At 51.7% G+C, this 22,089-nt stretch carries 25 protein-coding genes; 14 read left to right on the forward strand and 11 right to left on the reverse strand.

The window, feature by feature from the left end:
• Positions 1-113 precede the first annotated feature (113 nt).
• From AAH450_RS19750 to coaD, 7 genes are all read left to right on the forward strand, one after another.
• Positions 114-1,211, forward strand: coding sequence for a glycosyltransferase family 9 protein (locus tag AAH450_RS19750; protein ID WP_342911771.1), 1,098 nt, complete (start codon positions 114-116; stop codon positions 1,209-1,211).
• A 2-nt stretch (positions 1,212-1,213) separates the two neighbouring features.
• Positions 1,214-2,215, forward strand: a complete 1,002-nt coding sequence (locus AAH450_RS19755) for a glycosyltransferase (protein ID WP_463322749.1) — start codon at positions 1,214-1,216, stop codon at positions 2,213-2,215.
• Positions 2,216-2,291: 76 nt separating this feature from the next.
• Positions 2,292-3,374 carry a putative lipopolysaccharide heptosyltransferase III gene (rfaQ, locus tag AAH450_RS19760; RefSeq protein WP_342911731.1) on the forward strand — a complete coding sequence of 361 codons (1,083 nt, stop codon included), beginning with the start codon at positions 2,292-2,294 and terminating at the stop codon, positions 3,372-3,374.
• The gene (locus tag AAH450_RS19765) at positions 3,367-4,503 is read left to right on the forward strand and encodes a glycosyltransferase family 4 protein (protein WP_342911732.1); all 1,137 of its coding nucleotides are present in this window, start codon (positions 3,367-3,369) and stop codon (positions 4,501-4,503) included. Before rfaQ ends, AAH450_RS19765 begins: the two co-directional genes overlap by 8 nt.
• Before the next feature lie 88 nt (positions 4,504-4,591).
• Positions 4,592-5,866 (forward strand): lipid IV(A) 3-deoxy-D-manno-octulosonic acid transferase, encoded by a 1,275-nt coding sequence (waaA, locus tag AAH450_RS19770; RefSeq protein ID WP_342911733.1) that lies wholly within the window; start codon positions 4,592-4,594, stop codon positions 5,864-5,866.
• Positions 5,866-6,645: a glycosyltransferase family 2 protein gene (locus tag AAH450_RS19775; RefSeq protein ID WP_342911734.1), complete on the forward strand. Its 780-nt coding sequence runs from the start codon at positions 5,866-5,868 to the stop codon at positions 6,643-6,645. The genes waaA and AAH450_RS19775 overlap by 1 nt, the downstream gene beginning before the upstream one ends.
• Complete coding sequence (coaD, locus tag AAH450_RS19780; protein WP_342911735.1) at positions 6,642-7,118, forward strand: pantetheine-phosphate adenylyltransferase; 477 nt, start codon at positions 6,642-6,644, stop codon at positions 7,116-7,118. The genes AAH450_RS19775 and coaD overlap by 4 nt, the downstream gene beginning before the upstream one ends.
• Before the next feature lie 13 nt (positions 7,119-7,131).
• Here coaD and mutM read toward each other — a convergent pair whose 3' ends face one another.
• The 4 genes from mutM to radC all read right to left on the reverse strand — a co-directional run bounded on the left by mutM (position 7,132) and on the right by radC (position 9,397).
• Entirely contained in the window at positions 7,132-7,941 is an 810-nt protein-coding gene (mutM, locus tag AAH450_RS19785; protein ID WP_342911736.1) for a bifunctional DNA-formamidopyrimidine glycosylase/DNA-(apurinic or apyrimidinic site) lyase, read from the reverse strand.
• A gap of 82 nt (positions 7,942-8,023) precedes the next feature.
• Positions 8,024-8,191 carry a 50S ribosomal protein L33 gene (rpmG, locus tag AAH450_RS19790; RefSeq protein WP_001051798.1) on the reverse strand — a complete coding sequence of 56 codons (168 nt, stop codon included), beginning with the start codon at positions 8,189-8,191 and terminating at the stop codon, positions 8,024-8,026.
• 16 nt (positions 8,192-8,207) lie between these two features.
• Positions 8,208-8,444 carry a 50S ribosomal protein L28 gene (gene rpmB, locus AAH450_RS19795; protein ID WP_034888493.1) on the reverse strand — a complete coding sequence of 79 codons (237 nt, stop codon included), beginning with the start codon at positions 8,442-8,444 and terminating at the stop codon, positions 8,208-8,210.
• A gap of 281 nt (positions 8,445-8,725) precedes the next feature.
• Positions 8,726-9,397 carry a RadC family protein gene (gene radC, locus AAH450_RS19800; RefSeq protein ID WP_342911737.1) on the reverse strand — a complete coding sequence of 224 codons (672 nt, stop codon included), beginning with the start codon at positions 9,395-9,397 and terminating at the stop codon, positions 8,726-8,728.
• A 191-nt stretch (positions 9,398-9,588) separates the two neighbouring features.
• Between radC and coaBC the strand changes: the two genes are divergently transcribed.
• The 3 genes from coaBC to slmA all read left to right on the forward strand — a co-directional run bounded on the left by coaBC (position 9,589) and on the right by slmA (position 11,954).
• Positions 9,589-10,800, forward strand: a complete 1,212-nt coding sequence (gene coaBC, locus AAH450_RS19805) for a bifunctional phosphopantothenoylcysteine decarboxylase/phosphopantothenate--cysteine ligase CoaBC (RefSeq protein WP_342911773.1) — start codon at positions 9,589-9,591, stop codon at positions 10,798-10,800.
• Positions 10,778-11,236, forward strand: coding sequence for a dUTP diphosphatase (gene dut, locus AAH450_RS19810; protein ID WP_342911738.1), 459 nt, complete (start codon positions 10,778-10,780; stop codon positions 11,234-11,236). The genes coaBC and dut overlap by 23 nt, the downstream gene beginning before the upstream one ends.
• Positions 11,237-11,357: 121 nt before the next feature.
• On the forward strand, positions 11,358-11,954 hold the full coding sequence (gene slmA / locus AAH450_RS19815; RefSeq protein WP_318791824.1) for a nucleoid occlusion factor SlmA: 597 nt from the start codon (positions 11,358-11,360) through the stop codon (positions 11,952-11,954).
• Positions 11,955-11,988: 34 nt separating this feature from the next.
• Here the strand turns inward: slmA and pyrE are convergent, their stop codons facing one another.
• Both pyrE and rph read right to left on the reverse strand, forming a co-directional pair.
• Positions 11,989-12,630 (reverse strand): orotate phosphoribosyltransferase, encoded by a 642-nt coding sequence (gene pyrE, locus AAH450_RS19820; RefSeq protein WP_342911739.1) that lies wholly within the window; start codon positions 12,628-12,630, stop codon positions 11,989-11,991.
• Positions 12,631-12,685: 55 nt separating this feature from the next.
• Positions 12,686-13,402 carry a ribonuclease PH gene (gene rph / locus AAH450_RS19825; protein WP_306209133.1) on the reverse strand — a complete coding sequence of 239 codons (717 nt, stop codon included), beginning with the start codon at positions 13,400-13,402 and terminating at the stop codon, positions 12,686-12,688.
• 212 nt (positions 13,403-13,614) lie between these two features.
• Here rph and AAH450_RS19830 point away from each other — a divergent pair, with 212 nt between their 5' ends.
• A complete protein-coding gene (locus AAH450_RS19830) occupies positions 13,615-14,799 on the forward strand; it encodes a NupC/NupG family nucleoside CNT transporter (RefSeq protein ID WP_342911740.1) in 1,185 nt (394 codons plus the stop codon).
• A 30-nt stretch (positions 14,800-14,829) separates the two neighbouring features.
• Here AAH450_RS19830 and AAH450_RS19835 read toward each other — a convergent pair whose 3' ends face one another.
• Positions 14,830-15,255: a DUF3574 domain-containing protein gene (locus AAH450_RS19835; protein ID WP_342911741.1), complete on the reverse strand. Its 426-nt coding sequence runs from the start codon at positions 15,253-15,255 to the stop codon at positions 14,830-14,832.
• Positions 15,256-15,415: 160 nt separating this feature from the next.
• On the opposite strand from AAH450_RS19835, the gene AAH450_RS19840 reads away from it, so the two are divergent.
• The gene (locus AAH450_RS19840) at positions 15,416-16,279 is read left to right on the forward strand and encodes a YicC/YloC family endoribonuclease (RefSeq protein ID WP_342911742.1); all 864 of its coding nucleotides are present in this window, start codon (positions 15,416-15,418) and stop codon (positions 16,277-16,279) included.
• A gap of 286 nt (positions 16,280-16,565) precedes the next feature.
• On the opposite strand, the gene AAH450_RS19845 is transcribed toward AAH450_RS19840, so the two are convergent.
• From AAH450_RS19845 to AAH450_RS19855, 3 genes are read right to left on the reverse strand one after another with little or no spacing between them, the layout of a single operon-like run.
• Entirely contained in the window at positions 16,566-17,030 is a 465-nt protein-coding gene (locus tag AAH450_RS19845) for a hypothetical protein (RefSeq protein WP_342911743.1), read from the reverse strand.
• Positions 17,027-17,395, reverse strand: a complete 369-nt coding sequence (locus AAH450_RS19850) for a DUF2778 domain-containing protein (RefSeq protein WP_342911744.1) — start codon at positions 17,393-17,395, stop codon at positions 17,027-17,029. The genes AAH450_RS19845 and AAH450_RS19850 overlap by 4 nt, the downstream gene beginning before the upstream one ends.
• A 10-nt stretch (positions 17,396-17,405) precedes the next feature.
• A complete protein-coding gene (locus AAH450_RS19855; protein ID WP_342911745.1) occupies positions 17,406-17,897 on the reverse strand; it encodes an Hcp family type VI secretion system effector in 492 nt (163 codons plus the stop codon).
• Positions 17,898-18,848: 951 nt separating this feature from the next.
• Between AAH450_RS19855 and AAH450_RS19860 the strand changes: the two genes are divergently transcribed.
• Both AAH450_RS19860 and AAH450_RS19865 read left to right on the forward strand, forming a co-directional pair.
• The gene (locus AAH450_RS19860) at positions 18,849-20,840 is read left to right on the forward strand and encodes an RNA-binding domain-containing protein (RefSeq protein ID WP_342911746.1); all 1,992 of its coding nucleotides are present in this window, start codon (positions 18,849-18,851) and stop codon (positions 20,838-20,840) included.
• Between the two features lie 279 nt (positions 20,841-21,119).
• On the forward strand, positions 21,120-21,458 hold the full coding sequence (locus AAH450_RS19865; protein ID WP_342911747.1) for a zinc ribbon domain-containing protein YjdM: 339 nt from the start codon (positions 21,120-21,122) through the stop codon (positions 21,456-21,458).
• Positions 21,459-21,520: 62 nt separating this feature from the next.
• Here the strand turns inward: AAH450_RS19865 and AAH450_RS19870 are convergent, their stop codons facing one another.
• On the reverse strand, positions 21,521-21,976 hold the full coding sequence (locus AAH450_RS19870; RefSeq protein WP_342911748.1) for a hypothetical protein: 456 nt from the start codon (positions 21,974-21,976) through the stop codon (positions 21,521-21,523).
• Positions 21,977-22,089 lie beyond the last annotated feature (113 nt).

Here is a 22,089-nt window from a genome sequence, read left to right on the forward strand (position 1 = left end):
CTCACCTACAGGAACGGATATCTGAGCTCTTTGATAAACGAATCATCATGCCCGATCCCGCTGTTTCTGCCGGGAAACCGCGCAGCGAAACGCCAGCTCAGGGAGAAGAGAGCGTGAATTATGTGTTGTTATTTTTGCTGATCTTGCCCATCAAGCTTCTGATGAAGCTTATGCACCGGAAAGGCACGCGTAACTTAGTTATTCAGACAGCTAAAATTGGCGATTTCGTCAATATCACGCCGCTTCTTCATCACCTTAAGCAGAGTGACGCTTTGCTAAGCCGTGCTGTAGCGCCGCTGGCCCGCAATGACGCCTTTATTGAGGAGATCTTCTACGTCGAGGATCACAAAACCAGCACATTGAACAAACTGAAATTAGCGTTCAGATTAATGAACCGCTATGACAATGTTTATCTGCTGCACCCTAACAATACCAATCTTTTTTATGCCGCCTGCTGTAATGCTACCAATAAACAGTTTTTGTCTATGTATCGCCGCAAGTGGTATCAGGGTCTGTTTTATCTGACTGCCACCGGCATCGTCGAACATGAGAAAACGACCTTAACGCTGGAGAACTATCTGAAGCTGGCGGACCGTTCGCTGACTAAGGAGAGTTACCCTAAGCACGCCACGCAGCCTCTGCTGAAGCCTGCTGATACGCCGGAAGAGCTATTCATAACCGATAAAATCAAAATCGGCATCAGTATCTCCGCCGGCAATCAGGCCAAGACCATTCCGCCTGTTATCTGGAAAAGATTGTTTGACCGCCTGAGCGAACTCCCTTGCCAGTTCTATGTTTTTGGCGCGCCGAATGAACTTACCCGCTTAAATGAGCTCAATAAGGTGACAGGTGAGCGCGATAATCTGGTCAACCTGATCGGCAAGGTCTCCCTGGAGGGATTACCTTATGCCATCAGCCAGATGGATTTTTATGTGGCGTCAGATTCCGGCAATGTTTACATAGCCGACTCGCAGAATGTGCCGGTTATTTTGATCTATGGCCCTTGCTGCGTGGAAGAACAGCGTCCACTGGGCGATGTGTTACTGATCGGCCCTAATCATATTGCGCCCACCTCTTTTGTTTTTCATGCGCTGTACAAATTTCATCATTCCGCTGAACAGCTTTTTGAGCTGGATGATCGCAAGCTGGATGATATTTATAATTTTATCTGTACGCGTAAGCCTCAATTGGTTCAAGAGACTTTACCCTGAGTATGATGCAGCATCCTGAAGCCTCAGCCCCTGAGCTGAGCGTGATTATTCCCATGTACAACGCCGGGACAAGCTTCGAGCCATTTATGGCCTCGTTACTGTCACAGACGCTGCAATCTCTGGAAATCATCATTGTTAATGATGGCTCAACGGATGAGTCTGCCGCGATGGCGCATCGTTATGCCGCTGAGCATGCCCATATTCAGGTCATCGACCAGCAGAATGGCGGCGTATCCCGTGCCCGTAATGCTGGTCTGGCGGTCGCTAAAGGCCAGTATGTCACCTTCCCCGATGCCGACGACAAGCTCTATCCGGAGATCTACAGCAAGCTGATGGCCATGGCCCGGACGGACGATCTGGATGTGGCACAGTGCAACGCCGAGCGCGTATTCTGGGGCGGTGATAATGCAAAACCGTTAATCCCTACCGACCGTCTGCAATCCACGCCGGTGCTGAGCGGCGCCGAATGGCTGGGCAAAGCGCTGGCCACAAATCGTTATCTGCATGTGGTCTGGCTGGGCATCTACCGGCGGGCACTGATTGAAGAACTCAACCTACTGTTTGAGCCTGGCCTGCATCATCAGGATATCCCCTGGACAACTGAGCTGATGCTGAACGCCCGGCGGGTACGTTATACCGACGAGGTGATGTACCGCTATTATGTTCACGATCAATCGATCAGCAATCAGAAACGCACCGGCATGCGTAACGTTGAGTATCAGCGTCATTACCTTAAAATTGCCCGGATGCTGGACGAGATTAACCTTCGCTACAAAAACAGAGTGAAGATTGCTCCCTCCATCTACCGGCAGGTGACGAAAGAAGCGCTGACGGTGTGCCATTCCATCCGCCGTGAACCTGATGCTGACGCGCGGCAGGCGATGATCGCCGATCTGATTAACAGCAAAACGCCGCGCAGAATGATGCGCAACGCGCGTGGCGTCCGTCAGTGGTATCAGCTACTGCTTTGGCTGGGTCGTATTTATCGCTGGCGGAAAGCTTAATGGTTGAGCTTACTCACTTTCCCCTTACCAGGGTTTCCCTTACAATCGGTCCACTTTACTTCGAGACCTTCTGAGTATGGCTACTCTTCAAACGCCTTCTGTGTTTACGCCTAAGAACATACTGCTGATAAAGCTGCGCCATCACGGCGACATGCTGCTCACCACGCCGGTGATACATGCTCTTCGTCAGCACTATCCGCAGGCCAGCATCGATGTTCTTTTGTATAAAGAAACCCGACCAATGCTGGAGGCTCACCCCGACGTTCGTCATATTCATTTTATTGACCGGGGCTGGAAAAAAGAGGGCGTGTGGCCACACATCCGGCATGAAGTAGCGCTGGTAAAAGCCGTGCGCCGCTGCCATTACGATCTGGTCATTAACCTTGCCGATCAATGGCGAAGCGCCATCCTTACCCTGCTTTCCGGTGCCAACGTGCGAATTGGGTTTGATTTTAACAAGCGCAAAAATATTCTCTGGCGGCTGGCGCATCCCCATCGCGTCTCAACGGCACAGCATGGAAGCCTGCATACGGCGGAGCAGAATCTTACGGCGCTCAAGCCGCTGAATATCCCCATTGAGGGTATTCCGGCTGCCATGCATTACAGCGAGAATGACTGGCATATCACCCAGGCAAAGCTTGCAGAGTGCCAAACTTTACCCAGACCCTATATTGTCGTGCAACCTACCTCACGCTGGATCTTCAAGTGTTGGGAAGATGACAAAATGGCCGCGCTGACAGACCGTCTCGCCTCAGATGAGCATGATATTGTGCTGACCGCCGCGCCCGATAAAAAAGAGCAGGCGATGATCGATCACATTCTCTCATTATGCCAAAACCGTCGGGTTATCTCTCTGGCGGGTCAGCTGACGCTGACACAGCTGGCTGCCCTGATAGACCATGCCCGCCTGTTTATCGGCGTGGATTCGGCCCCGATGCATATGGCTGCGGCACTGAATACGCCCTGTATTGCGTTATTCGGCCCGACCAAGCTCAAACAGTGGCGTCCCTGGGGCGAAAATAACAAGGTGATCTGGGCCGGAGACTATGCGCCGCTGCCTTCACCGGACAGTATTGATACCAAAACAACGACGCGTTATCTCTCCGCTATCCCACTGGAAGAGGTGGTAAAAGCCGCAAGGAGCTATCTGGATGAGTAAGATACGACTGGCTATTGTGCGCCAGAAATATCGCCCCGACGGTGGCGCCGAGCGGTTTATCTCACGCGCGCTTGAAGCGCTGGATGATGAGCGGCTGGAACTGAACATCATCACCCGTAGCTGGCAGGGTGAGCCAAAACCAGACTGGCATCTGCACATCTGTAACCCCAAAAAATGGGGGCGAATTTCCCGTGAACGTGGCTTCGCGGAGGCGGCTCGCGCCTGCTGGCAGCGCGAGAATTTTGATATTGTTCAAAGCCATGAGCGCATTGCGGGATGCGATATTTTCCGGGCAGGCGATGGTGTTCATCGCGTCTGGCTGGAGCAGCGTGCACGCATTGTTCCTTCTTTTCAGCGCCTGCTTACCCATTTCAGCGGTTATCATCGCTATGTGATGGCGGCAGAAGAGGAGATGTTCCGCTCTGACTCACTGAAGAAAATTATCTGTAATTCGCTGATGGTGAAAAATGACATCATGCGCTGCTTTCAGGTACCGGAAGAGAAATTCGCGGTTATCTATAACGCCATTGATGCACAACGCTTTCAGCCCGCAACGGCCGCAGAGCGTCAGCAATCCCGAGAAAAACTCAATCTTCCCACTAACGCCAGGGTAATGATTTATGTCGGCTCTGGTTTTGAACGTAAGGGGCTGAAAGCCAGTATTACTGCCGTTGCCGCTACCGATGCTCACCTGTTGGTGGTGGGTCAGGATAAGCAACAGTCGCACTATGCTGAGCTGGCGCGAAGCCTGGGATGCGAAAGCCGCATACACTTTGTTGGCGTACAGAACAACGTTATCCCCTTTTATCATGCGGCGGATGGCCTGCTGTTGCCGACGTTGTACGATCCTTTCCCGAACGTGATTCTGGAAGCGATGGCCTGCGGCCTGCCGGTGATCACCAGCTTCACCTGTGGCGGCGCGGAATTCATTGTGCAGGGGGAACAGGGATTTGTCTGTGACGCGCTGGATATTCCCGCGCTGACGGCGGCGGCAGATGCCATTCCGCTCCGCACCATGGACAGCAGAATGGGCGACCTTGCCCGTCAACGCGTTCTGCCCTGTACGCCCCAGCAGCTTGCCAGCCAACTTCATGCGCTGTATCAACAAGTGTTACAGCAGCCCCGATAAGAAGTGTGAGCGCGGAGGACTTATCTGCTAACATGCCCTATTGTTTCGGCATTTTTGGCGCAAGTCTCCGCACTTAATAAACATTGTGATGACAACACTTTATACCGTTCTGCTCTATCTCATTCAGCCTCTGATTTGGCTCAGACTCTGGCTCCGCGGCCGGAAGGCTCCCGCCTACCGCAAACGCTGGGCAGAGCGCTATGGCTATTGTGCAGGCAAAGTCAAACCAGACGGTATTTTGCTGCACTCTGTTTCCGTGGGCGAGACGCTGGCTGCGGTGCCGCTGGTAAGAGCGTTACGCCATCGTTATCCGGCTATGCCTATCACCGTCACGACCATGACGCCGACAGGATCAGAGCGTGCCGCTTCGGCCTTTGGCAAAGATGTGCACCATGTTTATCTGCCCTACGATCTGCCAGGCTCAATGAACCGTTTTCTGGATAATGTGAACCCGCGTCTGGTGATCATTATGGAAACCGAGCTTTGGCCGAATATGATTGCGCTGCTGCATCAGCGGAAAATCCCGCTGGTGATTGCCAATGCCCGTTTGTCGGCGCGTTCGGCCAAAGGCTACAAAAAGCTTGGGAAGTTTATGCAGCAGTTGCTGCAACGCATTACGCTTATTGCAGCCCAAAATCAGGAAGATGGTGAGCGCTTTATCAGCCTTGGCCTGAAGCGTTCCCAGCTCACCGTAACCGGTAGCCTGAAGTTCGATATCTCTGTTACACCTGAGCTGGCCGCCCGCGCTATCACGCTGCGCCGTCAGTGGGCGCCCCGCCGTCCCGTATGGATTGCCACCAGCACGCATGAGGGTGAAGAGAGCATTATTCTGGAAGCGCACCGTAAACTGCTGGCTCGCTTCCCAAGTCTGCTGCTTATTCTGGTACCTCGTCACCCGGAACGGTTCTCTACAGCCCGTGAAATGACGCAGAAAGCGGGGTTGAGTTACACCCTGCGCAGCACCGGCGAGATCCCTTCCGGCAGCACGCAGGTGGTGATTGGCGATACGATGGGCGAACTGATGTTACTGTACGGGATTGCCGATCTGGCCTTTGTGGGAGGCAGCCTGGTTGAGCGAGGGGGGCATAATCCTCTGGAAGCTGCCGCGCATGCCATCCCTGTCCTGATGGGGCCGCATACGTTCAACTTCAAAGATATCTGTGCCAAGCTGTCGCAGGCGGACGGATTAATTACCGTTACGGATGCCGACTCGCTGGATAAAGAGATTGGCACCCTGCTGACTGACGAAGATTACCGTCTCTATTACGGCCGTCATGCTGTAGAAGTGCTTCATCAGAATCAGGGGGCGCTGCAACGTCTGCTACAGTTACTCGAACCTCATCTGCCACAGCGGAATCACTAATGTCTTCTCAGCCCTTATCGGTGGTGCTGATCGCCAAAAACGCGGCCGACCTTTTGCCAGAGTGCCTGGAGTCCGTAAGCTGGGCCGATGAAATTATCCTGCTGGACTCAGGCAGCAGTGACGGCACGCCGCAGGTCGCAGCACGGCACGGCGCTAAGGTCTTCCACTCTACCGAGTGGCATGGCTACGGCAGACAGCGTCAGCTGGCGCAAAGTTACGCCACTCATTCCATGATTTTGATGATCGATACCGATGAGCGTGTGACGCCCCAACTGCGTGCCTCTGTTGAGGCCGTTCTGGCGCGTCCTGCTTCAGCCACTGTATACAGCCTGGGGCGGCGCAATCTCTTCCTCGGCCGTTTTATGCGCCACAGCGGCTGGTATCCTGACCGCGTCACCCGCCTTTATCCCTCCAGCTATCAGTACAACGACCATCAGGTTCATGAATCGCTGGAAACCGGAGGCGCGACGGTTACGCCGCTGAAAGGAGACCTTCTTCATCTGACCTGCCGCGACTTTTCCGCTTTTCAGTGGAAACAGTTTGCCTATGCTGAGGCCTGGGCTAAACAGCGCCATCATCAGGGAAAACGTTGTGGCATATTCTCTATTTTCGCGCATACATTGGGCGCGTTTTTCAAAACGCTGGTGCTGAGGGCAGGCTTTCTTGACGGTAAGCAGGGCTGGCTTCTGGCGGTGGTCAATGCGCAGTACACCTTTAATAAGTATGCAGCGCTCTGGGCGCTGAACCACTCTCATGCTTCCGGTAAAGGCGGCCTATGAACACCAAAGCGATCTATCCCGGCACCTTCGACCCGATGACTAACGGCCATCTGGATATCGTCACGCGTGCAGCATTGATGTTCGATCACATCGTTCTGGCTGTGGCTGCCAGCCCCAGCAAAAAACCGATGTTCTCCCTTGAAGAGCGCGTAGCGCTGGCGAAAGAGGTGGTTGCCCACATTCCCAATGTTGAGGTGCTGGGTTTCAGCGATCTGATGGCCAATTTTGCCCGCGACAGGCAGGCCAACGTGCTGATTCGGGGGCTAAGAGCCGTCTCTGACTTTGAATATGAGATGCAGCTGGCTCAGATGAACCGCCATTTACTGCCAGAGCTTGAAAGCGTCTTCCTGATGCCTTCCGGAAAATATTCGTTTATCTCCTCTTCACTGGTGAAGGAAGTGGCGCGCCATCAGGGTGATGTCAGCGCCTTCCTGCCACAGGTGGTACATACAGCCTTACTGGCGAAGCTTTAACGCCAGCAGAGAGCTATTTCTGGCAGACCGGACAGTAAAAGGTGCTGCGCTGGGCATGTCTGGCGCTTTTAACCGGCGTTGAACAGACCCGGCAGGGTTCGCCTGCTCGTCCATAGACCTGTAGCTCTTGCGCAAAATAGCCGGGTTTCCCGTCGGTTTGCAGGAAGTCACGTAGCGTTGTCCCGCCCTGCTCAATAGAGCGTAACAATACCGCCTTGATGGTATTTACCAGCAGTTCCGCTTCCGCCTGCGTTAAGGCCATGGCCGGACGATCGGGCAGGATCCCGGCGGCAAACAGGGATTCGCTGGCATAGATATTGCCAACACCAACCACCAGTTTGTTATCCATCAGCCAGGGCTTTACCGGTGTCCGCTTGTTGCGCGACTTCTCAAAAAGATACTCTGCCGAGAAGGCCTCGCTGAGCGGTTCAGGCCCGAGATGCGCCAGTACATTACTGGCCGCGAGATCCGTGCTCCACAGCCAGGCACCGAAACGTCTGGGGTCGGTGTAACGTAATATCTTGCCGTTACTCATCACCAGATCAACGTGGTCATGTTTCGCTGGAGGCAGCTCTTCCGGCAGCACCCGCAGGCTTCCTGACATACCGAGATGGATAATTATCCAGCCGTGAGGCAGTTCAATCAGCAGATACTTTGCCCGGCGCTGTACGCTAAGCACGGGTTGATCGCTGAGGCTGTGAATTTCATGGGAGACCGGCCAACGCAGGCGATCATTTCGGACGATAGCATGAAGAATAGTCGCGCCCACCAGATGAGGCTCAATGCCACGGCGGCTGGTTTCAACTTCAGGTAATTCCGGCATCTTCTCGTCTCCCGTTAAAAAACCTTTTCCTGTAAAAACAAAAAACCCGGCCGGAGCCGGGTTTTTCATCCACTGAAATCAATTACTTGATTTTAGCTTCTTTATAGATCACGTGCTGGCGGACAACTGGATCGAATTTCTTCAGTTCCAGTTTTTCCGGCTTAGTACGTTTGTTCTTCGTGGTGGTATAGAAGTGACCTGTACCAGCAGAAGAAACCAGCTTGATCTTCTCACGAATACCTTTAGCCATGTTTCAGTTCCTTACCTTAGTACTTCTCACCGCGGGTACGCAGATCGGCCAGAACCGTCTCAATACCCTTTTTATCAATTACGCGCATGCCTTTGGCAGTGACGCGCAGTGTAACGAAGCGCTTTTCGCTCTCAACCCAAAAACGGTGAGAGTGCAGGTTCGGCAGGAAACGGCGTTTCGTCGCGTTCATTGCGTGGGAACGGTTGTTACCCGTTACCGGACGCTTGCCAGTTACTTGGCAGACTCGTGACATGTCTATTCTCCAAAAATCAAATCAGCTCGAGCTTTAAAAATAAGGTTTTGGCCGCCTCGTCAGGCTCTTAGCCCATCCAGGCGAGTTCTATGTGAACCCGCTGAGCAGGCCCATACGCCAAACCCGAGATTCTCAAAGGTGGCGTAGTATACGCCCTGAGCCGCCAGTGCTCAAGTCCCGAACAGATAAAGATCCCTTTGGATCGTGCAAAATTGCTTCATTTGAACAATTTATTACGTTCCCGAGGGGGTAAAAAGTCGCAAAAAGCCAATCCTGGTGGGCTATATCCACCCTCTTTCGGCAAAAGAAACCGATTCCCCGCGCCCGATAACGATATGGTCCAGCACCTGAACATTCACTAACTGGCAGGCGGCGACGATTTGCTGCGTTACCGCATGGTCGGCTTTGCTGGGCTTTGCCTTGCCGGAAGGATGGTTGTGTGCCAGAACAAGCGCGGCGGCGTTATGCTTTAATGCTGCCTTCACAATTTCTCTGGGATGGACCTCTACACAGTTCACCGTTCCGGCAAACATCTCGCAGGAGTGAATAATACGGTGCTGGTTATTTAAAAACACCACCATAAAAATTTCACGCTCACGGTGCGCCAGCTGGCTGTGAAAATAGTAAAGCATCTCAGTGGTGCTTGCCGCTACCGGGTTTTCCTGCGCATGGGTGCAGGTAAAAAAGCGCCGGGCTAACTCGACTATGGCGTTCAGCTGCGCATATTTGGCATGACCAATGCCTTTGATGTCGTTAAACGCTGCCCTTTCTGCCGTCATTAACTGATAGAGCGAACCGAAATGGTCCAGCAGCTGCTGGGCCAGCGCCATCACATGTAACCCGCCCGACCCGGTGCGTAAAAAAAGGGCCAGCAGTTCAGCATCGCTCAAATCCGCAGCGCCCCTTGCCAGTAATTTTTCTCTGGGTGGTGCATCTTTCCAATGCGCTTCCATTTGCATCTCTCCTTTCTCCGCCCCCAAAAGCATGGCATTATATACAGTACTAATCTCCCCCTTCAACCTGACTCCGCGAGTTGTTTCACAAAGAAAGGGTGGTGCTGACAGGTACCAGCGGATGAGTATGATAAAATAGCGCCATAGTGGCGGCGAATAGCCAGTCTGACTTTGAGAAGGCGAATATCATGATGGGATTAACCGGCAAACACATTGTTCTGGGCGTCAGCGGAGGCATTGCGGCTTACAAAGCACCGGAGCTGGTCAGGCGGCTGCGTGACCGCGGGGCGGAAGTCCGCGTGGTCATGACCGAGGCGGCAAAAGCTTTTATAACGCCTCTCAGCCTGCAAGCTGTGTCCGGTTATCCCGTCTCGGATGACCTTCTTGACCCGGCGGCCGAAGCCGCAATGGGCCATATCGAGTTAGGAAAATGGGCCGATCTGGTGCTCCTGGCGCCAGCTACCGCCGATCTCATTGCGCGGGTGACGGCGGGTATGGCAAACGATCTGGTCACCACGATTTGTCTGGCAACGCCTGCGCCCATCGCCGTGGTGCCCGCGATGAATCAGCAGATGTACCGGGCTGCGCCTACTCAACATAATTTAAGGCTGCTCTCGGAACGAGGCGTGATGCTGTGGGGACCCGACAGCGGTAGTCAGGCGTGTGGTGATATCGGCCCTGGCAGAATGTTAGATCCGCTGGCAATTGTAGATGCAGCAGTCGCCTGGGCTTCACCCATCAACGATCTGAAACATCTCAATATTATGATCACGGCTGGCCCAACCCGCGAGGCGCTTGACCCCGTGCGGTTCATTACCAACCACAGCTCAGGTAAGATGGGTTACGCCATTGCCGCAGCGGCGGCAAAACGAGGCGCTAACGTCACGCTGGTCAGCGGGCCGGTAACGTTAGCAACCCCTGCCTGGGTGAAACGTATTGACGTGACCACCGGGTTAGAGATGCAGCAGGCAGTGATGAACGCTATTGCTAAGCAACATATTTTTATCGCAGCCGCAGCCGTTGCGGATTACCGTTCTGCTGACATTGCCGTTGAAAAAATAAAAAAACAGGGTGATGAAGTCACCCTCAAAATGGTAAAAAACCCCGATATTGTCGCCGGGGTGGGTCACCTTGTTGAAAATCGGCCCTACGTGGTGGGATTTGCGGCAGAAACCCAGAATGTGGAAGAATACGCACAACAAAAACGGGTACGTAAAAACCTGGATTTAATCTGCGCTAACGATGTTTCGAAAGCCGGGCAGGGTTTCAACAGCGATAACAATGCTCTGCACCTTTTTTGGCAGGAAGGAGAAAAAGCCTTACCGCTTAGCGATAAGTCACTCCTTGGCCAACAGTTACTAGACGAGATAGTCAGCCGTTATGATGAAAAAAATCGACGTTAAGATTCTGGATGCGCGTGTCGGTAAAGCATTCCCCTTACCGACCTATGCCACCTCAGGATCGGCGGGCCTTGACCTGCGTGCATGCCTGGATGAAGCCCTGCTTCTGGCACCCAATGCTACCACGCTGGTTCCTACCGGCCTGGCCATCCATATTGGCGATCCGCAGCTGGCCGCCGTGCTCCTTCCCCGCTCTGGTCTTGGCCATAAGCATGGCGTGGTGCTGGGCAATCTGGTGGGTTTGATCGATTCTGACTATCAGGGTCAATTAATGGTTTCTGTCTGGAACCGCAGCCAGCAAGCCTTCAATATTGAGCCAGGCGAGCGTATTGCTCAGATGGTCTTTGTGCCGGTCGTTCAGGCTGAATTCAATCTTGTTGAAGAGTTTGACACCAGCGATCGCGGAGAAGGCGGCTTTGGTCATTCGGGCCGTCAGTAACGGCTACCTTACCGATAAATAGCGTTTTACCTATCCTTATTTTCCTCCGCGAACGCATTGTTCGCGGACGTTGCGTGGGCATCTGCCCGTTCAAGGTGATATTTCAGGGGTCTTTCAGGACATGGCAGAGAAAAAGAGTGCGAAAAGGAATCGTCGCGAAGAAATATTGCAGGCTCTGGCGCAGATGCTGGAATCAAGCGATGGCAGTCAGCGCATTACCACGGCTAAGCTGGCCGCAAACGTAGGGGTATCAGAAGCCGCGCTTTACCGGCACTTTCCCAGCAAAACCAGGATGTTCGACAGCCTGATTGAGTTTATTGAAGATAGCCTGATTACGCGCATCAATCTGATTTTGAAAGACGAAAAAGAGACGCTGCCGCGTCTGCGTCTGATCATCCAGTTAATTCTGGGCTTTGGTGAGCGTAATCCGGGTTTAACGCGCATTCTGACCGGTCATGCCCTGATGTTTGAGCAGGATCGTTTACAGGGCAGAATTAATCAGCTGTTTGAGCGCATTGAGGTGCAGCTTCGCCAGGTATTGCGCGAACAGAAAATGCGGGAAGGTGAAGGGTTCAGCATTGATGAGGCGCTTTTAGCGAGCCAGCTCCTCGCCTTTTGTGAAGGCCTTCTCTCACGCTTTGTGCGCTCAGGATTCCGCTACCGCCCCACTGTAGATTTTGAGACTCGCTGGCCGTTGCTGGCTTCACAACTGGTGTAGTAAAACGCGGGTCAGAGAGTGACCCGCAGCAAGCTTAAATGCCATACTCTTTGCGGTACGCCTGCACGGTGATCAGACGATCGGCCAGTTCAGGCTTCTCTTCCAGCCAGGTTACCAGATCGTTCAGGGTGATAATCGAAATCACCTTACAGCCATAATCACGCTCAACTTCCTGAATCGCAGACTCCTGACCACGCCCACGCTCCTGACGGTCAAGTGAGATCAGCACGCCAGCCAGCGTGGCATTATTCGCAGAAATAATCTCCATCGACTCGCGGATGGCCGTGCCTGCGGTGATCACATCATCCACCAGCATGATGCGCCCCTGTAGCGGGCTGCCGACCAGGGTTCCGCCTTCACCGTGCTCTTTCGCTTCCTTGCGGTTGAAACAGTAAGGCACATCGCGGTCATGATGATCGGCCAGCGCCACGGCGGTGGTGGTCGCAATGGGAATGCCTTTATAGGCCGGGCCGAAGATTAAATCGAAATCGATACCTGAATCTACCAGCGCCTGGGCATAAAAACGCCCCAGTAACGCCAGATCGCGGCCGGTATTAAACAGGCCGGCATTGAAGAAATAAGGGCTGGTGCGCCCTGATTTCAGCGTGAACTCACCAAACTTCAGCACCTGCTTGTTGATGGCGAATTCGATAAATTGGCGCTGCCAGGCTTTCATCTCTTGATCCTCTGCTTGTCATAAAAAAGGCGACTCTGCGGTCGCCTGGAAATATTTACTCTTTCAACGCTGCTTTCTGCGCCAGGATCAGGGAGTCTATCCCTCCCCGTGCCAGCGCCAGCAGTTGAAGCAGTTCATCGTGGCTGAACGGCTCGCCTTCCGCCGTGCCCTGCACTTCAATCATGCGTCCATCTTCGGTCATTACCACATTCATGTCGGTCTCAGCAGCTGAGTCTTCAACATACTCCAGATCGCAGAGTGCTTCACCGTTGACGATACCAACGGAAATCGCCGCGACCATTCCCTTCATCGGGTTTGCTTTCAGTTTGCCAATCGCCACCAGATGGTTCAGCGCATCGGCCAGCGCCACGCAGGCACCGGTGATAGAAGCGGTACGGGTTCCGCCATCTGCCTGCAACACATCGCAGTCCAGAGTGATGGTAAATTCACCCAGCGCTTTTAAATCCAGCGCGGCACGCAGCGAGCGTGCAATCAGGCGCTGAATTTCCAGCGTGCGGCCACCCTGCTTGCCTTTCGCGGCTTCGCGGGCGTTACGGCTGTGGGTTGCACGCGGCAACATACCATATTCAGCGGTTACCCAGCCCTGGCCCTGGCCCTTCAGAAAACGCGGTACGCCCTCTTCAATGGTGGCGGTGCAAAGAACCTTAGTATCACCGAATTCAACCAGAACTGAGCCTTCAGCATGTTTGGTGTAGTGACGGGTCAGGGTGACGGGACGCACTTGTTGAGCGCTACGGCCTGCTGGACGCATGGTTTCTCTCCGGCTTGCAAAACTTGATTGGCTGCGCATTATACGGATTTCACCGCCGAATGCCTATGCCCGGCTGCGGCTGCCAGCGTTTCTTATGCCGCTGTCAGCAATGTAGCGAGGAAATCAGCAAGATAGCGCAAGGCAGGATGAAATGAACCCTGAGTTGTGGCTAAATGCAGCCTTCTTTCTCTGCTCTGCCGGACATCGCTGATATGCCTGACGTACTTCATTTTATTCTGGCCCTTGTGGTCATCTTTTGCCTGGCGTTGCTGTTTAGCAACGATCGTAAAAAAATCCGCCCTCGGGTCATTTTTCAGCTGGTAGTGATTGAAGCGCTCCTGGCTTATTTCTTTCTGCATGCAACCAGCGGCCTCTCCGTGGTTACGGCGGTGTCTGGCTTCTTTGAAACACTGTTGAAGTTTGCCGGGCAGGGATCGGAATTTGTGTTTGGCGGCATGGCGGGCCAGGGGCTGGCGTTTATCTTCCTGGGCGTACTTTGCCCGATCATCTTTATTTCGGCGCTGATCGGCATTTTGCAGCATTTGCGCATTTTGCCCCTGCTTATCCGCCTGGTTGGCACCCTTCTCTCTAAGGTAAACGGCATGGGGAAACTTGAATCCTTTAATGCCGTCAGCACGCTTATCCTGGGCCAGTCCGAAAACTTTATCGCCTATAAAGGTATCCTTGCTGATATCTCTCCGCGCCGCCTCTACTCCATGGCTGCGGCGGCGATGTCTACGGTTTCGCTGTCGATTGTGGGTGCCTATATGTCGATGATTGAGCCACGCTATGTTGTCGCTGCGCTGCTGCTGAATATGTTCAGCACCTTTATTATCCTGTCGATTATTAATCCCACCGTGCCGGGCGATGAACCGGAGATCAGGCTGGAAAAGCTGCATGAAGATCAGAGCTTCTTTGAAATGCTGGGGGAATATATTCTGGCAGGCTTTAAGGTTGCGATGATTATTATGGCGATGCTGATTGGCTTTATCGCCCTGATTGCCGCCGTTAACGCTATCTTCTCCAGCCTGTTTGGCATCAGTTTTCAGCAGATCCTTGGCTATCTCTTCTGGCCGTTTGCCTGGCTGATTGGTATTCCCGCCCCGGATGCGCTGCGCGCCGCCAGCATCATGGCAACCAAACTGGTGGCTAATGAGTTTGTCGCCATGATTGAGCTGAAGAAAATCGCTGCCGACCTGACTCCCCGTGGGTTAGGGATCCTCTCTGTGTTCCTGGTCTCCTTCGCCAACTTCGCCTCAATCGGGATTGTGGCGGGCGCGATCAAGGGTCTGAACGAACAGCAGGGCAATGTGGTTTCACGGTATGGCCTGAAGCTGGTCTACGGTTCCACGCTGGTCAGCCTGCTTTCCGCTGCGTTTGCCGGACTGGTGTTATAACCTGACAGCCCGGCGCAACGCCGGGCTTATTCAGAACGCGACGCAAACGGTCGAGTCTGTCCGCATCACCGACTCCTGCTGAAACTGCTGTTTATAGCGCGTACGTAACGCTTCTATATTCTGCTCAGCTGGCTCTCCTCCTGGATGGATCAGCATTAAAACTTTGCTGTTCTCACGTGCTATCTTGCCACTTCCTTCCAGCCATTGCCCTCTGGCATCAAACACCGTCAGCCCCTCTTTAAAACGTGGCGTAACCTCTTTATCAACGAATGAATGCCACTCTACAGAAGTTATATCCGCTCCCTGAGGCCTGCTCAGACCAAAATAGAGCGAGGTTTGCGTCATGGCCTCGCCTGAGGGACAAGCAGTAGGGCTGAAGGCGGAATGAGGGGCCGGTGCCGAACACCCGCTTAGCAGAGCAGCCAGCGCCAGCGCGGCCAGTGAAATCGTCTTCATAAAGCTCCTTTCAGGTTTCAGGGTTGTTCTGCATCTTAAGCTGACGTCGGCAAAACGCCAGAGGTAGCCGCTGATTTAACGGAGTTTGACTGAATGCCTGTTAAGCCTCTCTCTGCACCGCTATAATCCGTTCATCTTTCTCTGAAAATGGGTACAGAACATGATCCGCAGTATGACCGCCTACGCCCGGCGCGAAACCAAAGGCGAATGGGGCAGCGCAGCCTGGGAGCTTCGTTCCGTCAACCAGCGCTATTTAGAAACCTATATCCGCCTGCCGGAGCAGTTTCGTGGCCTTGAGCCTGTTATCCGTGAGCGTATTCGTAATCGTCTGACGCGCGGCAAAATTGAATGTAACCTGCGCTTTGACGCTGACCCACGTGCGCAAAGCTCGCTGGTGCTGAATGAGAAGCTGGCTGTCCAGCTGGTGCAGGCCGCGAACTGGGTCAAAATGCAGAGCGATGAAGGGGAGATCAATCCGGTTGATATCCTGCGCTGGCCTGGTGTGATGTCCGCAGAAGAACAGGATCTGGATGCTATCTCTGCTGAGCTGCTGAAATCGTTGGATCTGGCGCTGGATGACTTTATCACCTCCCGTGAAACGGAAGGTACCGCTCTGAAGGCGCTGATTGAGCAGCGTCTGGAAGGCGTGACAAATGAAGTGGTGAAAGTCCGGGCGCAAATGCCGGACGTGCTGAAATGGCAGCGTGAGCGGCTGGTAAGCAAGCTGGAAGATGCACAGGTGCAGCTGGACAGTAACCGCGTAGAGCAGGAGCTGATTATGCTGGCTCAGCGCGTGGATGTGGCCGAAGAGCTGGACCGTCTGGAAGCGCACGTGAAAGAGACCTATAACATCCTGAAGAAGAAGGAAGCCGTTGGCCGCCGTCTCGACTTTATGATGCAGGAGTTCAATCGCGAGTCGAACACCCTGGCTTCAAAATCGATCAATGCCGAAGTGACCACCTCTGCGATTGAGCTGAAAGTGCTGATTGAGCAGATGCGCGAGCAGATCCAGAATATCGAGTAATCTCCACTCCTCGCCAATGACACCCACAAGCCCATGTTAAATGGGCTTTTTTAATGGTTTAAAATTCCACTAATGAGCATAACCTTCCATTGAAATCCACGAAGTCAGAAAGGCCGCTGAAGCCGCTCAGCGTAGAATGGGGATTGCCCGGCCAGAGGGTGACGCATTCAGGCAATTTGGCGTTAAAAAGGGAAAATGAGCTGCCGAAGAAAATAGCCCGCTGGTCGCAACGGGCTTTCACAATTGGCTCCGTAGGAAAACAAATTAAGTCGCCACGGTCATCAACCTATTTAGATTTATTTTGATATTGTTTTGCCTCTTCCCATACGCCTTCAAGATTCCAGAGACATTTTGCCCCATTGGGATCATCCAGCAATGCGAGTCGGGTATCAGCATAATATACATCAGCTTCCTTGCCGGATTTCACCACCTTCATCACGCAAACAATATCAGTACCACCCACTTTGGAATTCTTCGTATGATCAATCTCATGCAATACGGATAATACGTTTTTCGTATTGGTAGGGAGCGCAGTCGCTAAAGCATCTTCAAGTTGATCAGCTTGCTCTTGATCAGCCTTTGGTGCCAGAGAGGGTACTACAGACAGCCAGTCTTTTTGCCCAGATGCTACTTTTTGGGCAATGTAATTCCAATCAGAAGCGGAAAGAGGTTCCCTGGTCGCTGATTCAGGCGTAACTGCTGCAAACACGACAGCAGGCATAATTAGCGTAACTGCAAGTAATCTCCTCATCGGATGACTTCCAGCAACGCCCCGCGGTCCTTACTCACCATCAGGCGTGTATGGGGGTACATGATTATGCACCCTTCCGATGCGAAGCCCGGGACACCATGGACTTTTTCCCCATGCATTCGAAATGTGGTCATATCACGCTTGTAGGCATTACCGCTTACATGGTTCAGGGTGATGGTCAGTGGCCCTTTGCTCGTTCCGGTGCTGCCAATTCTCCACGTTCCACGAGGAATAGGACCCATTCCTCTGACCTGTTCCCGATCGGGATTATTTTTGTTGGTTAAAATGCCGGAATACCCCTTCTCGATAAATTTGCCGTCTCTGAAAAGTTCGCCAGTGCTTTGCTTATATGTCCAGTGTGCCATAGTGATTTCCTTATGCAGTTTTGCGCTCTTTCCAGCTGTCGGTGTGCTGGATGTTGCCGTCAACATAGCTCCATGTAATTTTTTCGTAGCGCATGCCAACGTGCTCAATATGTCCGTGTTTTTCGAAGTCCATATCCTTCATATCAAACATGATTGGCACAATGTGGCATATTTTCACGTTCTCCAGCGCGGCATTGAAATATTCATCTTCCATACCGTTATGGTTAATGCGGTAATACCTGAAGATGGCTTTTGTCAGTGTTCTGCCGGTTGTCAGTGCGTGGTAAAGCAGAGGCGATGAGCGGTCAATCTCCTTTTCGAATGTATATGCCTCATGCTGGCGCGTTGCGGTCGCTGCCCCCATCAAATCGTCAGTGGGTATAAACACATCATGCTGCATGCCCACCAGCTCAATGCTGCCCTCACGCCCTTTAACGTCTACGCCACCCCTGACCAACTTATCTTCTTCATCGTAAAGCCACAGATAAACGGGTATCGCCATAACCTGAACTCCCTTTCCGGTGAATAAACCTTTTAAATGTACACGTCAGTGGACTGTCAGAATTGACCGGCATCAAGCGATGGCGATTATATGCACAGTGAATGAGCAACAGAAAAACCCGACATCCTGTTGAGGTTTGTTGAAAACCTGGCTGAATGGGTACGTATTGAAGTATGCAGCAACACAGCCTCCCTGCGTGCGTGCCGGCAGTTTCAGACATCCAGTAGGTTCGCATCAGGACACGCCAATAATCTGTGAACTACCCGCTGTGAATTCGCAAAAAAACTGCGCAATTTACTCCTGACGCCGCAAAAAGCCAGACACGGCAAAGCATGAGAGGAAAAATCCGGGACAAAAGCCGCGCAAATCCAGATCCCAAATGATCCGCTTTTTGCGCAGAAAGTGTCAACCTGACGAACTTTAACGCTTTATAACAGTTAGGGGGTTGGACGTGCCCCACTGGCAACACGAACGCAGTGAAGCAGGGCGAACGAAGCCACCAGGCGCTCAGATAGTAAGATTCAGGTGCCCCTCCCCTAACCATTTGAAAAATGTTAACGTTTGATAAGATTTTGCTGCTGGTGGAGTTGCGATCTTTGACGCAGCCTGAATGTATGCAGATTTTAATGTTCAGCCGTATCAGTTGGCGACCGGTAGCGCAGTGTTCTCCTGTTAGGTCTGAATAGAAACTACGGCTATGAAGTTGGCTTTTCAGTGCTAAACACCAGCTTCATAACGGATAGAAATCGTTGATAACGGATAAGGTTCACTTCATAACGGATTACAACTAACCCCCCTCAATATTTTCGCTTATCAACTCATTAAATACCTGATTGAACATACAGTTATATGGCTAGTTAGAGTCTTAACGCTCTTCCTTGCGCTTTCTTATCACTTAAATGAGGGTAAGATATGGCATATTTATACCCACAGAATTCCCATGGAGGCACAGTGTTCCAGATTTCTGATCTAACAGACCTACGTACGCTATCTGAAACCTCAGAGTTAGAGTTCAAGTTAGCTCAAGGGAAAGATGGGAAGGGTAAGTTACCTGATGACTTCTGGCCAACGTATAGTTCCATGGCAAATTGTCGTGGTGGGTATGTTGTTTTAGGCATTCGGGAGAAAAAAGGTGAGTTCACTGTTGCGGGTATATCGGATATCAATACTGTCAAAAAACAGCTTTTCGACCTTGTCAGCAGTAAGAAAAAGGTAAATGTTAACCTTCTTACTGAGCGTTCAGTTCAAACAATCAGGTTAGAAAACAAGGATATTCTTGTCATTGAGATACCGGTTGCAAGGCGCGAACAAAAGCCAGTTTATTTAAACAACCAACCAATGGCGGAGACATGGTTCAGAATACATGATGGCGATCATCGTTGTTCGGAGGAACAAGTTCGCAGAATGATGGCAGAACAGGTTGAGGAGAGCCGTGATAACCGCATTGTTCAGAACTTCGACATGAACGATATCAACCTGGAAAGCCTTCTGGCCTACCGCAATCTCTTATTTGCCTCGAACCCTGTACATCCAGCTTTAGAACTAGATAATTTTGCTTTTTTACGCAGTGTTGGCGGGTATAGAAAAGATCGCCAAACAGGTATAGAAGGTATGACCTTGGCAGGCATTCTCATGTTTGGAACATGGGAAGCCATACAAGACGTGGCTCCGAACTATTTCGTAGACTATCAGGAACGCCCCGAAGCCAGGACAGAAAGACGCTGGGTCGACCGCCTGTGCCCCGATGGCACCTGGTCGGGTAACGTATTTGATTTCTACAGGCGAACGTACCGAAAATTAATAGCTGACCTAAAAGTACCTTTTGAACTCAAAGAAGGTATTAGGCAGGATGATACTCAAATACATACAGCTTTACGTGAGGCACTGGTTAACACGTTGGTACATGCGGACTATACGGGACGCATTTCTATAATGGTCGTGAAACGGCCTGATTTATTTGGTTTTCGCAACCCAGGACTCATGCGAGTCCCTCCAGAGCAAGCGATAAAAGGTTATGAAAGTGATTGCCGTAATCGTCTTATGCATCAAATGTTTTTGATTATCGGCGCTGGTGAACGCTCAGGTTCAGGTATTCCAAAAATATTTAGCGGTTGGCAGTGGGCTAACTGGCGTATTCCTCGGCTGTATGAAAAGACGGAGCCGGAGCAAACACTACTTGAACTTTCGATTGGTAATCTTGTATCAGAAGAAATTGCCGACCTTCTTCATTCTAAATTTGGAGATAAGGTTGATCATCTCAGCGAACTTGAACGCAGTATCGTCATCACCGCTGCCGTAGAAAAATGGATAGACCATGAAAGAGCCTGCCAATTAACCAGCTTGCATTCACGTGAGGTTACTCTTGCACTTCCTCGCCTTGTCAGTAGTGGTTTCTTGATTCCACATGGAGAAAAAAGGAATAAATCATATACATTACCAGGACAAGAACTCCCATCTCCGGAAGAGGTTTTTGGCGTAAATCCGTTATCAACAGATGTTCCTTCCCCTCATAAAAACCAAATCATCACGGATAACAGCGATTTGATCACGGATAACGGCGATTTGATCACGGATAACGACGAACTGGCCACCGATAACGAACAAGAACGAGACGTATTAGGACGCTTTATTACTGCAAAACTACCTTATCCTTACATCGACAACCTTGATTGCCTTTCCCCAGCATTAAGGCAGCAACTTGAAGCTACATCATCCTTAGCAAGGGAAAAAAAACGCCTGTCAAATGACGCTATGGATGAAATTATCCTTACTCTATGCACCGGTCATTACATGCCCCTTAGTATCATTTCTAAACTTATGTCGCGAACCCCACAAAATTTACGAGAAAAACAACTCGTTCCTTTAGTGAAAAGTGGAAAAATTCGTTTAGCTTTTCCTCACGCAAGAAGACATAAGCGACAGGGTTACATAACCTGTACATAAAAATGGCGAGAGTTTAGCAGGCATAAAAAATACACAAAACCGGTAAGCTTTCGGTTTTCCCGTGAACAAAATCATAATTCGAATTATAAGAAACTCAATAACCACAAGACTTAGCTACCAACACTCAATGAATAGCGCCACATCGAGTAACTTCACAGGCAACGACATTCTCGCTCCTGCATGCATAACCCGCCCTCTGGCGGGTTTTTTATTGTAGGCATCCCGGAGGTGTCAGGCTAGAATGCCCCCTGTTTTTTTATGGTTTTAATGAGGCTTACTATGCAAACCCTTCCTCCGTGCCCGAAGTGCCACTCTGAATATACCTGGCAGGATGGTGCGCTCTTCAATTGCCCTGAGTGTGGTCACGTCTGGGCTGAAGGCGCTGATGCCACGGCAGATGATTCGCTGGTGGTGAAAGATGCCAACGGCAATCTGCTGGCCGATGGCGACAGCGTCACCGTCATCAAAGACCTGAAAGTGAAAGGCAGCTCAACGCCGCTGAAAATTGGCACAAAGGTTAAGAGCATTCGCCTGGTTGAAGGTGATCACAATATCGACTGCAAAATTGACGGCTTTGGTCCAATGAAGCTGAAGTCTGAGTTTGTGAAAAAGAACTGATCCCCTTTTGCCCCCCTTTTGCAGTTCCCCGGCCCGCCGCTAAAGCTGGCGGGCCGGTAACATCAATCGTAGGCTGCTGCTTCTTCGGCAGTAATCAACGCCATTTTTTCAAGCATAAGCGCAACAGAACGGGTTGAGCGCTCAAACTGCTTACTCAAAGCGGTAATGTCATCACCACGCTGAAAAAGTTCGCCCAGGCGGATTTTCTCCTCTTCGCTCCAGGGCAGATAAGCATTGGCCGGCTTACCTTCCGCGCGGTTTTTCTCACGCCGTTGTTCTGGCGTCAACTTGACCTTTTCCTTTCGCTTTATCCCAGAAAACCGCTCGTGAGAGAACTCCTCCGCCAGCTCATAGAGCAGCCTGATGGCTGCCGGGGCATGAACTACCGACTCTGGCGGCAACAGCTCACCAGTTTCAGGATGAAGCCCTCTTGCCAGCTGTTTAAAAATCTCTCCTGCCATCATTTTCCTTTCTCCTTTTTCATCGCCGGACCAGGAGAACTGACGTAAAGTAGTCACCGCACCTGCATGATGATTTTTACGGCTAAAGAACTCTTCTCCCTAATCCATTCTCAGCTGAGATAAATTTTAAAAACATATTATTCATGTAGTTGAAACAGAACACTGGCTGT

It is taken from the genome of Erwinia magellanica (assembly GCF_039023495.1).
Lineage (GTDB): Bacteria > Pseudomonadota > Gammaproteobacteria > Enterobacterales > Enterobacteriaceae > Erwinia.